Raw genomic sequence first — 14,066 nt, forward strand, 5'->3', positions numbered from 1 at the left:
ATTCCTAAACCCAATTTTTAAAAATGAAGTGCAAGTCCTTTCTAATCTGTTGCCTGTTATGCCTGAACAGCTTCCTTGCAAGTGCTCAGACCTACACCTTGCTGATCAAGGGCGGAACAGTAATTGACCCTAAAAATAACCTTAACCAACTTATGGATGTGGGTATTTTTGAGGGGAAAGTTAAAACGATTGCAAAGGATATTGACCCAAAAGAAGCCAAACAGGTAGTGAATGCGAAGGGGATGTACGTAACGCCAGGTCTCATTGACATCCACGGCCATGTTTTTTTCGGCACCCAGCCAGACCATTATCTGAGTAATGGTCTGCTGGCGCTGCCACCCGACGGATTCACGTTCCGGGTTGGTGTCACAACCATCGTCGATGCCGGTGGCGCGGGCTGGGAATCTTTTCCTGAATTTAAAAAGAACGTGATCCTGAGCTCAAAAACGCGGGTACTTTCCTTTCTTAATATTGTCGGACAAGGAATGCGTGGCGGCAACTACGAACAGGATACAAGTGATATGGATCCGCAGATGGCGGCAGCCGTTGCGATCAAAAACAAAAACGATATCGTTGGCTTTAAGGTAGCACACTTTATCGGACCCGACTGGACACCGATAAAACGTGTGGTTGAAGCAGGAAAACTGGCCAATATGCCCGTGATGATCGACTTTGGAGGCAACAATCCTCCCCTTTCTCTTGAAACTTTATTTATGAAATACCTTCGTCCGGGAGATATTTTCACACATGCCTATACCCTGCTTGATGGCAATACGCGGGAGACGATCGTCGATGAAAAAACGCAGAAGGTGAAGCCATTTGCACTTGACGCCCGTAAAAAGGGAATCATTTTCGATGTGGGTTACGGAGGCGCCAGCTTTAATTATTCTCAGGCAATTCCGGCGATTAAAAGCGGATTTTACCCCAATACCATAAGCACCGATTTACACACCGGAAGCATGAACGGCTCCATGAAAGACATGCTGAGCATCATGTCAAAATTTCTGGTGATGGGTATTGATCTTCCAACGGTTATCAGGGAAAGTACCTGGGCGCCGGCGCAGGTTATCAAACGGGAAAACCTCGGGCATATATCCGAAAATGCCATCGCCGATGTCGCTGTTTTTTCGATGCGGGAAGGGAATTTCGGCTTTTATGACAAAACAGGTTATAAAATGGAAGGCAAACAAAAACTGGAATGTGAAATGACCATAAAAGGCGGCAAGATCGTTTATGACTTAAACGGTATCGCGCTACCAACGGCCGCGAAATAAGCAAATCATTCATCTTAAAGCATTTAACAAAAATCTGCATGAAAAAGACTTACAATTCATTTCTTCTGGTTCCGGTTTTGACACTTTGCTGCACACTGGTTTCATTAACGTCTCAGGCGCAAACGGTGACGGATTACGAAGCCCGGATCAAAGAAAAAAACATCCGACTGATCAAACCCGTCGCCCCGATCGCCAATTATGTAAAGGCTGTTCAGGTTGGCAATCTGGTGTACCTATCCGGCCACGGACCCGACAAACCGGAAGGCGGACAAATGATCGGAAAAGTGGGGACTGAACTGACCCTGGAACAGGGAAAAGAAGCAGCTCGTCTGACCGGTATTTCATTGATATCGACCTTGAAAGGTTTTCTAGGCGGTGATTTAAACAAAGTAAAAAGAATCGTAAAACTGCTGGGTATGGTTAATTCCACCCCGGATTTCAGTCAGCATCCGATGGTTATCAACGGCTGTTCTGATCTGTTGGTGGAAATTTTCGGGGAGAACGGCAAACATGCACGCTCAGCCGTGGGCATGGGCTCTTTACCTGGCAATATCCCCGTCGAAATCGAAATGATCGTCGAGCTGAAATAACAAAAACAGTACCCTCTTAATCAAAATTCTTAATTCCATTCGGCACCCCTAAACCCGTCGATCGTGAACTTGAAACTGGCTTCCTCGCTAATCGTTATTTTTTTTGCCGGATTTGTTACCCGTCCCGATCCGGAAGTAGTCAACGCCAAAAACGGCGGTCTTTTTCTACCGGAAGGCTTTGAAGCAACTGTGGTTGTGGACAGCCTTCCCGGCCGGGCCCGTCACATCGCCGTCAACGACAACGGCGATATTTACGTAAAAGCAAGATTTGCGGAAAAGGATGAATCCGTGATCGCCCTGCGCGACACCAATCACGACGGGCGGGCTGACATCATCAAAAGGTTCGGCGGATCTGCCAAAGAGCGCGGTTACGGAACCGGTATGCGGATTCACAACGGTTATCTGTATTTCAGCTCCGAACTTGTCGTATACCGGTATAAACTTACGCCCGGCGAGCTCGTTCCGCAAAGCGAACAGGAAGTTATCTTAACCGATGACCACGCCCATGGCATGCACGAGCACATCGCCAAACCGCTTGCTTTTGACAGTAAAGGCAACATGTATGTTCCTTTCGGTGCCCCTTCCAACGCCTGCGAAGAGCTGTTCAGAAAACCCAATTCCAAAGGAATGACGCCATGTCCGTTTCTGGAAGACCACGGCGGCGTATGGCGTTTTGATGCCAATAAATTAAACCAGACCCAAAAAGACGGATATAAATTTGCCACCGGAATCCGGAGTGTGGTGGCTATTGACTGGAATAAATCAGACGATAACCTGTACCTTGTCCAGCACGGCCGGGATGATCTGCTGCGGTTATGGGCAGGACTTTACACGCCATGGCAAAGTGCTGTTTTGCCTGCCGAAGAATTTGTCCGTGTTAAAGACGGAAGCAACGTCGGCTGGCCATATTGTTACTTTGATCAGATGCAGCAAAAGAAAGTCCTGGGACCGGAATATGGCGGGGATGGAAAAATGGTTGGCGACTGTGACCAATATGAAAAACCACTTCTGGGTTTTCCCGGACACTGGGCTCCCAATGACCTGTTGTTTTATCAGGGCAGCCAGTTCCCTGAACGTTACCGAAACGGCGCGTTCATTTCTTTCCACGGCTCTACAAACCGGGCACCCTACCCTCAGGCAAGTTACATCATCGGATTTGTACCGTTTAAGGATGGACAACCCTCTGGTGGCTGGGATATTTTTGCAGACGGTTTTGCGGGTATAGATCCAATCGTCAATACAAGTGACGCTGCCTACCGCCCAATGGGAATCGCTATGGGGCCGAATGGCTCACTTTATTTCGCAGAAACAGAAAAAGGAAAGATATGGAAGATTACCTACACGGGTGATAAATCCAAATTTACAACCACTGCTCTGGCACAAATGGAAAAGCGCAAATCGATGTCGCATATCCGCACACCCGACGTGGTTAACGACAATCTGGATAAAGACAAGCCCGTCGCCGGAGGCAAGGTTTACAGCGTTTATTGTGCCGCATGTCACCAGCGAAACGGCATGGGCGATTCACAAAGATTCCCCCCACTGGCCGGTTCTGAATGGGTCAATGGCGATAAGAAAAAGCTGATGGAAATTATGCTCAAAGGACTTGAAGGCCCCATTGAAGTAAAAGGGCTTCCCTATAACAACATCATGCCTTCCCACAGTTTTCTGAGCGATGAGGAAATAGCGCAGGTGCTGACCTTTATAAGACAGAGCTTTGGAAACAATGCTGCCGCTATCGAGGCAGACGAAATAAAAAAAGCAAGACATGCACTGAAATAATAACAGAAGTACAATTCCTAAATCCATAATAAGTTCGTTAAATGATTTTATACAAAAAGATAGCCGCAAGCTTTTTAATTTCTGCGGGAATCGGGGTCGTTGGTTTGTCCTCGTTTACCATCAATAACCAACCTGCACATCCACACATGCAGGACCGCTGGATTGCGCCGGTATGGGCAGATACACTCAAAAGTCCGTACCATGACGAACCGCTTACGCTGGCCAACGGAGAAGAACTTTTTGGATTATACTGCGCTTCATGCCATGGAGAAAGTGGTTACGGAGACGGTGCTGCGGGTGGAGCATTAGGCCAGAAACCAGCTAATTTTCACGACTCACTCGTTAAAAAACAGTCCGATGGGGCACTGTTCTGGAAGATGTCAAACGGAAAAGGAAATATGCCTCCTTTTCAGGATGTTTTTACTGCCGAACAACGCTGGCAGCTTGTTGCTTATCTGAGAAAATTATCCGTAACCGAATAACCCTTTCCGAGTTAATACCATGAAAAATTCCATGAACCAGATCGCTAAAAATGGACTTTTAGCACTTTCCCTGTTATCCATACCGCTAACAAATTTCGCACAGGGAGGCCGGGACCAGCCAACATTAACGCCCCACGCATTGCGCGACGACATTAAAGTCGAAGCGTATATGAAAGTTGAACCCGAAGCCGTACGTCTGATTATAAATCCCGTAAGTGGCGATATGTACTACACCAGTTTCGATGGAGACGTTTATCACATTGTAAATAAAGAAGGCCAGCCCACCAGTGTGAAATTACTGACCGCCGCCGACCACGGAATCACGCGTTTGCAGGGTGCGGCTTTCCATAAAAACACACTTTTTCTGGCCGGAAATATCAATGTCAATAACAACAAAGGAAATAAGGGAAGAATGGTCCGTTACGAAATTACACCGGACGATTCGAAACCTGAAATGAGTGTTGTTTTTAACACTGTGGAGTACGGTGCCAATAAAACCACTTTTGACCACGGCTGGAATGCTTTGGAGATAAGTCCTGATGGCAAATACATCATGGTCAACTCCGGCGCCCGTACCGACCACGGCGAAGTGCAGGACAATGGCGGCATTTACCCCAATGCCCGCGACAAGGCATTGACAACAAAAATTTACAGTTTCCCGATCAATTCAAAAGATCTGCTGCTCGTTGATGATACGGATAAGTTAAAAGAGCAGGGGTACATTTTTGCCGAAGGAATCCGTAACGCTTACGACATGGCGTACGATAAAAAAGGTAATCTTTTCGCTGTTTCAAACTCCGGCGATTACGATCACCCTGAGGATATGTTCTGGGTTCGTCAGGGGCATCATTACGGGTTTCCGTGGGTAATGGGCGGCATCGACAATCCGCAGCAAAACCCTGACTGGCAGCCGAATCCGGAGACTGATCCTTTCCTGAGTAAATTCGCTTTTGCGTGGTTAATGAAATATTTCCACAACGACCCCGAATTCCCAAAACGCCCTGCCGGCGTAACTTTTACGCCTGCGGTACAGAATCTGGGACCTGATGCCAATGAATACCGCGATCGTAAAACCGGTGTTGTGATGGATGGCGATACCACGGGCGTTACCGTTGGCACTTTTAACGCTCACTCCTCTCCTTTGGCTTTAATTTTTGACAAGGATGAAGTACTTTCAAAAGAATTTAAAGGCGACGGCTTTGTCATGCGTTATGCCGGAGGCGGGCGGACTGGCTCTGCCAACCCGAATCCGCTCAGAAAACAAGGTAAAGATCTGCTTCATTTACACATGATTTATGATAAAAAAGCAGACAATTACAAAGTTAAAACAACCCGGATAGTCGATAACTTCACAAGCCCAACTGATGCTGTACTGATCGGCAACGACATGTACATCATTGAATACGGAGGTAAACAGGGCGGTACAAAATCGGGTGGTACACTTTGGAAAATTACATTGCCGGGCGACGCCAAAGCATTGAAAAAAATGAAGCGCGCATAAAATCATATCCTTAACAAAACTTAATCCATAAGAAGATGAAAACGGAAAGAAGATCAATCCTTAAAAAATTATTCACCTCCATCGCCGGTGTAGCAGGTTTGGGAACGGTTGCCAACGCAGCCGAAAGCGCGCCCGAAAAAGAAGTTGGAAATATCACAACGGTGCAGGATGTCCCTTTGTTCTCAGGCCATACCAAATTCAACAACATGGTGTTCATTGCCGGAAAAGGCGCCCACTTTGAAGGTGATATCACAGCCCATACCAAACACGTTCTGGACGAACTTGAAAAAGAACTGATCGCGGCAGGTTCTTCCATGAGCAAAGTTTTAAAATGCAGCGTTTTCCTTCACGACCTGAACGACTACAAAGCTATGAATGAGGCATATAAAGGACGATTCGGAGCTAAACCGCCGGTTCGCACGACGGTTGCAGTTTATGGAGGCGTACCAGGCAATTCTTTGGTTGAAATTGACTGTATCGCCTACATCTAACCACTCCGGTTAAGATTTACAAAAAAGTCATCCCACTGAATTTCTGTTATTTAGGCGATTCGGTGGGATTGTTATTTCAAAAATTTTCAGTCATAAATTTTACCATATTTTGAAATTTTATAAATAGGCAATATTATATTCTGGTAAATAATATTTTTTATGCCATAAATTTCATATTTCAATAATTTGACTGTTATTTTACAATAACTTATTGATTAATGTTCTTGGATAAAAAGCAACGCATCCTTTTAGAAAATGAAATTCTTCTGGATCTCTGGCAGCAATCAAAAGCCGGAGACAGTGTTGCTTTCTGCCATCTTGCCGACAAACTTTACCGTACGCTTTTCAATTACGCAACCAGTTTCACCAGCGACCGCGAATATATCAAAGACGCAATTCAGGAGCTTTTGATACATATCTGGGAAAAACGCCAGACAATCAATATCCAGTTTGTTACCATTTATTTTCTCAAATCGCTCCGGAATCAGCTTTTACAGGAATTCCGACGCAACAAGCGCCCGTTTTTAGGGATTGACGAAATTGAAGAAATAACGGATAACCAAACGATAGAAACAGAAATTGAAGAAAGTGAAGCATATTCGGAAAGTCAGCGCCGGGTGAAAAATGCGATCAATGAACTTCCCAAACGCCAGAAGGAAGCCATATTCCTGAAATTTTATGAAGGTCTGGAAAATGAGCAGATCGCAGATTTAATGCAGGTCAACAGGCAATCTGTTGCAAATTTATTATTCAAGGCCATTTCAACACTAAAAAGCCAGATACCTTTCATAAGCCACTGGATATTAATCCTTTATACGCTTATTTATTAAGCTCAACCTCCCGATCCGCCACAGCAGATCAGTAGTTTATTTCTCTCTTTCAAAAAAATTCAAAAAATAATTTTACAAAATAGAGTATTGACCAATGATTTCTGCATCCTTTATCTGAATACGCAATACTACCGTCTGACTTACGATGCAAGATTACAGAAATATACAACCTGAGGAACTAGCTGTTGACCATTCGTTCCGCCTTTGGAAATTATCCAATGATGCGGATGCAGGCAATTTCTGGACAAACTGGTTATCTGAAAATCCTGACAAACAAGATGTGATCGATAAGGCCAGCCACTTGCTGGACACCGTATTCCAGGCATTTGACGACGTAAGCGATGACGAGGTTCGTGATGAAATAGATCGTCTGTCGATTTCTTTGGATCAAAAAACAGAAACATCGTCTGCAAAACGATTGATATTCCGTCCGGAATGGTACCGCGCTGCCGCGTCTATTCTCGTAATTCTGGGGCTTGGATGGTGGCTGACCAACAAATATTCTCCGGCCAAACAAAGCAATCCTTTGTACAACCAGATCATCAGCCAGATCAAAGAACCGCTGTTAAAGGCAGTCAATGATACAGAGCAGCCAAAACTGGTTTCTTTACAAGACGGAAGTACGGTGCTTTTGCAACCTAAAAGCAGCATCAGCTATCCTAAATCTTTTACAGGTGAAAAAAGAGAGGTTTTTCTTTCGGGCGAAGCTTTCTTTGAGGTAGCCAAGAATCCTGAGCAACCCTTCTACGTTTACGCAAACAACCTGGTAACCAAAGTTTTAGGAACCAGCTTTATCATCAGCGCATTTGAAGGTAATAAGGATGTTAAGGTTGCTGTCAAAACAGGAAAGGTTTCGGTTTTTGCGCTAACAGACGAAAACCTGGAAACGCAACAGGCTGATAATAAGCTTGGAGGTATGATACTCACCCCTAACCAGCAAATTGTTTTTTCTCCAAAAGATCTTCGGTTGACCAGAAGCCTTATTGCCGATCCGGCACTTCTTGATTTACCGATTCAGAAACAATCATTTAACTTCAAGGGCACACCCATTAAGGACGTTTTTGCTGCGCTTGAAAATTCATATGGTGTCAAAATTCTGTTCGATGCAGAGATTATGAAGAATTGCTATCTGACAGCTTCATTATCAGACGAACCACTGTTTGAAAAAGTAGACCTGATTTGCCGCACCATTAACGCACAGTATGAACAACTCGACGCCAGCATTATCATTTACAGCAAAGGCTGCTCCTATCAAAATGAATAACTGATCATCACTAAAACAAAGGCCAAAATACAGCCGATTTTCATCGAGAAACACACAAGAAAGGCATTAAAAAAGCATTACCGATTTCAGTAATAAGTGAACATTCCCCGCAACCTATACTATTATGAACTCTAAATGAAATTAAGCCTATGACAACAACCTTCGCCTGATTACGCTCCAAAAAAAACAGTCGATGATGCGCCAACATCACCGACCACAGTCATCCCATTTGTAAGCTCATTACACCTTCCGCACTGCTGCGGATACCAGGGAATCATTTTGCCGAATCCATTAACCCGACAAAAACAAAATTATGTCAAAATCAATACATTATCAACATGCTTTGCAGAAAATCATGCGTATGAGTCTGTATCAAGCTTTACTTGCAGTGATCTTCACTACTCTGGTCCACGCAAACAACGTGAACGGACAGAGAGTGCTCGATCAAAAAGTAACCTTACGTTTATCCAATGCCGAAATCGATAAAGTACTGGATAGAATAGAAAATGTTACGAAGGTTAAGTTCATGTATAACCCTCAGATCTTTAATAATCAAAAAGGTTCTTTCAAGTTTCAGGATGAGTCGTTGTCCGAAGTCCTTGGAAAAATTCTGTCACCATATAACGTAACTTACGAGGTAGTACAGGACCGCATCATTTTAAAGCGCGAACAAAGTACGACCGAAACAAAATCTCCAGCCAAAGAGGCGCCAAAAAAGAGTATAACCGGAACAGTAACCGATGAAACGGGCTCAGGACTTCCCGGTGTTAGTGTTCTGGTAAAAGGAACACAACGTGGTACTTCCTCGAATGCGGACGGAAAGTATTCTCTTGAAATTCCGGATGGCGAGCTGGCTACCGCCGTGCTGACATTCAGTTTTGTTGGTTATACTTCACAGGATATACCCGTGAGCGGAAAATCAGAAATTTCCGTTCAGCTTGCACCAGAAGCCAAAGCACTGAACGAAGTGGTTGTAACGGCCCTTGGTATTTCAAAAGAGAAAAAGGCGCTGGCCTATGCCGTAACCGAAGTAAAAGGCAGCGAATTTACACAGGCACGTGAAAACAACGTAGCCAATGCCCTTACAGGTAAAATTGCAGGGGTAAACGCAACGGGCATGTCAACAGGCCCGGGCGGATCAAGCCGTATCATCATTCGTGGTAACGGTTCTTTGAGTGGAAATAACCAGCCATTGTATGTAATCAATGGTATGCCAATGGACAACAGCGTACCAGGCGGTGGAAACGCATCAGACGGAAACGGTAACAACACCGACCGCGGTGATGGTATAGGAGGTATTAACCCCGACGACATCGAATCAATCAGTGTTTTGAAAGGCGGACCGGCAGCGGCTTTGTATGGCGCACGCGCTTCTAATGGTGTTATTTTGATCACCACCAAAAAAGGAAGAGCGCAAAAAGGAATCGGTGTTGAGTTTAACAGCAACTTTTCAACAGAAAGCCTTTCCATTATTCCTGACTGGCAATATGAGTATGGACAGGGATTAGATGGTGTAAAACCAACTACCCTGGACCAGGCTAAAAGTACAGGCCGTCTTTCTTACGGAGCCAGAATGGATGGCTCTCCGGTAATTCAGGTGGATGGTCAGCTACACCCATATTCGCCGCAAAAAGATAACCTTAAAAACTTTTACAGAACAGGTACCAACTACATCAACTCAATTGCTTTCACCGGTGGTAACGAGGTAGTCAACTTTCGTTTTGGCCTTAACAATACAAAATCAAACAGTATTGTCCCTAACTCTGATTTCACAAGACGCATCGCTAATTTAAACGTTAATGCAAATCTCGGTAAAAAATTAAGCGTTGAAACCGTTGTTCAGTACAACATTGAAGATGGCCATAACCGTCCAAAAGTTGGTTACGCAGATTACAACCCGCACTGGGCAACTTATTTGATCGCAAACACAGTAGATATCAGAACCCTTGCGCCGGGATATGACGCATCAGGAAAAGAAATCCAGTGGAATCCTGTTCCTGCGGCACCAAACCCATACATGGTTGTTAATAAATTCAAAAACGACGACAAGAAAAACCGGTTCCTTGGTCAGGCAAACATCCGTTATGACATCCTTGATAATTTGTTCATTAAAGGAAGTGTCAGCCAGGATTACTATAACTTCAAATACGAGTTTATCGTACCAACGAACAACGCTTACCAGCCTTTGGGTACGTACGAAGCCAAAAATACGACATCATCCGAAACCAACGGAATGTTGACGTTGAATTACAACACCAATTTCTTCGAAAACCTTAGTTTTTCAGCCTTGGTTGGTGGTAACACACAAAGAAGCATCTATGACGAAACGACTTACAGAGGAACAGAATTTACAATCCCCAACTTTTACAGTTTCACAAACCTTGCAACCTCTACTACCACTCCCTACTACGCAAAAACGGGTATCAACTCCGTATTTGGATCGGTTGATTTAGGTTACAAAGGATTGGCATACATTACAATGTCAGGTCGTCAGGACTGGTTCTCGGTTTTGAACACTTCAAGCAATAGCATTTTCTATCCGGCAATCGGTGGAACGTTCATTATTTCTGACGCTTTCAAATTGCCGCAAGTTGTAAGTTTTGCAAAACTTCGCGCTTCGTGGGCACAAGTGGGTGGTGCTACGGTGGATCCATACATTATTTATCAGAGCTACGCTATGGCTCAAGGTGGTCATAACGGAAGGCCGGTTCAGCAATTGAACTCTTCTTTGGTTCCAAACCCAAATTTGAGACCATTAACGTCAACAACATACGAAGCAGGTCTTGAAGCAAGATTCTTCAACAACCAGTTAGGACTGGACGTAACTCTCTACAACCGTAAAACAACGGACGATATCGTAAAAAGTGATATCGCTGCGAGCTCAGGATATACTCAGGCTTTGCTAAACGTAGGTGAATTGAGCAATAAAGGGATTGAACTTTTGGTAACAGCTACACCTCTTAAAAAAGCAAACTTCACATGGGATGTGAGCTACAACATGGCTTACAACAAAAGTGAGATCATCCAGCTTGCTGACAACCTGCCAACACTTACGGTAGGAACAGGTGTTGGTGGCGGTGTTATCAACAACAAAGTGGGTGGATCTTACGGGGAAGTTTGGGGATACAAGAAAAAAACAGACAACCAGGGAAATGTTGTTTACAACACAGCCAGCGGATATGCAGTACGGGGTGATCTTGAAAAATTGGGAAGAGGTATTCCTCCTTTGACTATGGGTATCACAAACACATTCCGTTATAAAAACTTCTCTCTGAACATTTTGGTGGATGGTAAATTCGGAAGCGTTGTTTACTCGAACATGTATCAGTATGCATACCGTTTCGGTTTGCCAAAAGAAACACTCCCAGGTCGTGAGACTGGTCTGACTGTAACCGGTGTAACGCCAGAAGGAGCGCCATTCTCAAAAACATGGAAAAAAGAAGAAGTTGATACATACTACGACAATGACAAAAACTACACGTCGATGTTTACGTTCAACAACGACTTCATCAAGCTTCGTCAGGTTATTTTCAGCTACAACCTGCCCGTTAATAAAATCTCGTTCCTGAAACTGCAATCTGCTTCTGTTTCACTTGTTGGTCGTAACCTGCTGCTTCTTTATAAGGATAAGAAAAACAACTATTTCGATCCGGAATCAAGCTACACAAATGGTAACGCACAGGGCCTTGAAGCCTTCGGTGTGCCAAGAACAAGAAATCTTGGTGTGAACCTGACAGTGAAATTTTAATCATTAAAAATTTTAGTGAATATGAAAAAGCTTTTAAGATTATTATATCTGGCCCCTATGGCCCTGCTCTTTGCCTCTTGCGACAACGGGTTTGAAGAAATGAACGTGAATCCAAACGCATCTACTTCGGTTGTGCCTGGTTTCCTTTTCACCAGAGCTCAATTGACAACTGTCAGCAATAATTATACTGGCGCAGCTTACCTGACTATCGGCGGCTCGATGCAGCACTTTGCCACTTACAAAGAGGTTCCTGGTGCTGGCGACAAGTATTTTAACTTTTCTTATTCAACAGGAAGCTGGGCACTTTATGGTGGTGATCCTGCAACGGCTGGTGCTGTTATCGATATTGAGCAGGTTATTGCAGCTGTGAAGGCCGTACCGACGGATGTGAACAAACTTTCCGTCGCACGTATATGGAAGGCGTATCTGTATCACCGACTGACGGATTTGTACGGTGACGTTCCCTACAGCGAAGCCGGCAAGGCACTTACAGACAAAAATTACACGCCAAAATATGACCAGCAGTCCGCCATCTATGCAGATATGCTAAAAGAATTGGAACAAGCGATTGCAGCTTTTGATCCGGCCCAGGCTACTTTCGGCACTTCTGATTTGATTTATGGAGGCGACATCACCAGGTGGAAAAAATTTGGTTATTCTCTGATGCTGCGTTTAGGAATGCGCCTTACACAGGTTGATGCAGCCTTAGCTAAAACATGGGTGCAGAAAGCGATTGCCGGTGGCGTGATTACAAGTGATGCCGACATTGCATCGATAGCTTATGTGGACGGATCAGTTACTGCAAGCAGAAACTTCATTTCAAGCGGTTTGATGAGTACAGATTATGTATCGCCGGGCGGAGATAATGTAGAAGGTGGAAAATTTGCTAAAACGTTGATTGATCATCTTAAAACAACAAAAGATCCACGTCTAAATGTGATTTCTGTTGTTTGGGTTAAACCAACTGCAACGTCCGCTTATGTGGCTGATACGGCAACGGCTTTACAAAAAGGTATGCCAAATGCTGCATTCAACTCGTTGCCTGCTGATTTCGATTCGTACTCGGAACCAAATCCAAATACGATTTTGAAATATAACGCGCCACTTCTGGTTTTCACAACAGCAGAAACACACCTGCTTTTGGCAGAGGCTGCGGTAAGAGGATGGTATACAGCAACAACTGCTGAGGCGGAATACAAAAGCGCCGTTACTGCGGGGATGAAACATTGGGCATTATTTGGAAGCGCGGGTATCATTTCAGATGCACGGATCAACGCCTACCTTACAGCAAATCCATACAAAACAGCAGGAAGTATCGAAGAGCAGATCGAACAGATTTCAACTCAGAAATGGGTGGCTTTGTTCCTTGAAGATGAATACGAAATCTTCTCCAACTGGAGACGCACGGGATATCCTAAATTGACGCCTACGAACTACCCTGGAAACCTAACGGGTGGAAAAATCCCAACAAGGTTCCAGATTCCTGATTCGGAAGGGATTTACAACGAAACAAATTTCATCGAAGCAAGAACGAGACAGGGAGGTACAAACAGCCTTTCCAGCATTGTTTGGTGGGATAAATAATGCCGCAAATTCAATTTTTTTTCAAATAACAATAGCCGTATGAAAACAGAACGCAGATCAATCCTCAAAAAATTATTCGCCTCGGTAGCTGGTGTAACAGGTCTTGGCATCGCTTCTTCACAAGCAAAAGCTTTGGAAGCTGCACCTGAAAAGGAAGTTGGAAATGTTGTTAACCACCAGGACGTACCACTGTTTTCAGGGCATACCAAATTCAATAACATGGTGTTCATCGCCGGAAAAGGAGCCCATTTCGAGGGAGACATTACCGCGCATACCAAACATGTTTTGGATGAATTGGAAAAAGAATTGATCGCAGCAGGCTCTTCCATGAGTAAAGTTTTAAAATGCAGCGTATTCCTTCATGACCTTAACGACTACAAGGCGATGAATGAAGCATACAAAGGTCGTTTCGGCGACAAACCACCGGTTCGTACAACCGTTGCGGTTTACGGAGGTGTGCCGGGAAATTCACTTGTTGAAATCGACTGCATCGCATACATCTAGTAAAAAAATAATATCA

The 14,066-nt window shown here is 44.4% G+C and carries 11 protein-coding genes; all 11 read left to right on the forward strand.

Features of this window, described 5'->3' with window-relative positions; all coding sequences use genetic code 11:
• The first annotated feature begins 23 nt into the window (after positions 1-23).
• The 11 genes from M1L62_RS01950 (at position 24) to M1L62_RS02000 (ending at position 14,050) form a co-directional block, all read left to right on the forward strand.
• Positions 24-1,274, forward strand: a complete 1,251-nt coding sequence (locus M1L62_RS01950; protein ID WP_254411319.1) for an amidohydrolase/deacetylase family metallohydrolase — start codon at positions 24-26, stop codon at positions 1,272-1,274.
• A gap of 38 nt (positions 1,275-1,312) precedes the next feature.
• The gene (locus M1L62_RS01955; RefSeq protein WP_254411320.1) at positions 1,313-1,864 is read left to right on the forward strand and encodes a RidA family protein; all 552 of its coding nucleotides are present in this window, start codon (positions 1,313-1,315) and stop codon (positions 1,862-1,864) included.
• Positions 1,865-1,927: 63 nt separating this feature from the next.
• Positions 1,928-3,646, forward strand: a complete 1,719-nt coding sequence (locus M1L62_RS01960) for a PQQ-dependent sugar dehydrogenase (protein WP_374760285.1) — start codon at positions 1,928-1,930, stop codon at positions 3,644-3,646.
• A gap of 41 nt (positions 3,647-3,687) precedes the next feature.
• Positions 3,688-4,128: a c-type cytochrome gene (locus tag M1L62_RS01965; protein WP_254411321.1), complete on the forward strand. Its 441-nt coding sequence runs from the start codon at positions 3,688-3,690 to the stop codon at positions 4,126-4,128.
• A 19-nt stretch (positions 4,129-4,147) separates the two neighbouring features.
• A complete protein-coding gene (locus M1L62_RS01970; protein WP_254411322.1) occupies positions 4,148-5,629 on the forward strand; it encodes a PQQ-dependent sugar dehydrogenase in 1,482 nt (493 codons plus the stop codon).
• A 35-nt stretch (positions 5,630-5,664) separates the two neighbouring features.
• Positions 5,665-6,120, forward strand: coding sequence for a RidA family protein (locus tag M1L62_RS01975; protein ID WP_254411323.1), 456 nt, complete (start codon positions 5,665-5,667; stop codon positions 6,118-6,120).
• A 218-nt stretch (positions 6,121-6,338) separates the two neighbouring features.
• Positions 6,339-6,950, forward strand: coding sequence for an RNA polymerase sigma factor (locus tag M1L62_RS01980; protein ID WP_254411324.1), 612 nt, complete (start codon positions 6,339-6,341; stop codon positions 6,948-6,950).
• Positions 6,951-7,095: 145 nt separating this feature from the next.
• Positions 7,096-8,214: a FecR family protein gene (locus M1L62_RS01985; protein ID WP_254411325.1), complete on the forward strand. Its 1,119-nt coding sequence runs from the start codon at positions 7,096-7,098 to the stop codon at positions 8,212-8,214.
• A gap of 313 nt (positions 8,215-8,527) precedes the next feature.
• The gene (locus tag M1L62_RS01990; RefSeq protein ID WP_254411326.1) at positions 8,528-11,962 is read left to right on the forward strand and encodes a SusC/RagA family TonB-linked outer membrane protein; all 3,435 of its coding nucleotides are present in this window, start codon (positions 8,528-8,530) and stop codon (positions 11,960-11,962) included.
• Positions 11,963-11,983: 21 nt separating this feature from the next.
• Positions 11,984-13,546, forward strand: coding sequence for a SusD/RagB family nutrient-binding outer membrane lipoprotein (locus M1L62_RS01995; protein WP_254411327.1), 1,563 nt, complete (start codon positions 11,984-11,986; stop codon positions 13,544-13,546).
• A gap of 39 nt (positions 13,547-13,585) precedes the next feature.
• Positions 13,586-14,050: a RidA family protein gene (locus tag M1L62_RS02000; RefSeq protein ID WP_254411328.1), complete on the forward strand. Its 465-nt coding sequence runs from the start codon at positions 13,586-13,588 to the stop codon at positions 14,048-14,050.
• Positions 14,051-14,066 lie beyond the last annotated feature (16 nt).

Origin of the sequence: Dyadobacter diqingensis (assembly GCF_024220585.1) — a bacterium.
Taxonomy (GTDB): Bacteria; Bacteroidota; Bacteroidia; order Cytophagales; family Spirosomataceae; genus Dyadobacter; species Dyadobacter diqingensis.

Coding starts and splice junctions, on each gene's coding strand:
- M1L62_RS01970 (WP_254411322.1), top strand. CDS start 4,148: ATGAAAAATTCCATGAACCAGATCGCTAAAAATGGACTTTTAGCACTT.
- M1L62_RS01950 (WP_254411319.1), top strand. CDS start 24: ATGAAGTGCAAGTCCTTTCTAATCTGTTGCCTGTTATGCCTGAACAGC.
- M1L62_RS01955 (WP_254411320.1), top strand. CDS start 1,313: ATGAAAAAGACTTACAATTCATTTCTTCTGGTTCCGGTTTTGACACTT.
- M1L62_RS01975 (WP_254411323.1), top strand. CDS start 5,665: ATGAAAACGGAAAGAAGATCAATCCTTAAAAAATTATTCACCTCCATC.
- M1L62_RS02000 (WP_254411328.1), top strand. CDS start 13,586: ATGAAAACAGAACGCAGATCAATCCTCAAAAAATTATTCGCCTCGGTA.
- M1L62_RS01990 (WP_254411326.1), top strand. CDS start 8,528: ATGTCAAAATCAATACATTATCAACATGCTTTGCAGAAAATCATGCGT.
- M1L62_RS01980 (WP_254411324.1), top strand. CDS start 6,339: ATGTTCTTGGATAAAAAGCAACGCATCCTTTTAGAAAATGAAATTCTT.
- M1L62_RS01965 (WP_254411321.1), top strand. CDS start 3,688: ATGATTTTATACAAAAAGATAGCCGCAAGCTTTTTAATTTCTGCGGGA.
- M1L62_RS01985 (WP_254411325.1), top strand. CDS start 7,096: ATGCAAGATTACAGAAATATACAACCTGAGGAACTAGCTGTTGACCAT.
- M1L62_RS01995 (WP_254411327.1), top strand. CDS start 11,984: ATGAAAAAGCTTTTAAGATTATTATATCTGGCCCCTATGGCCCTGCTC.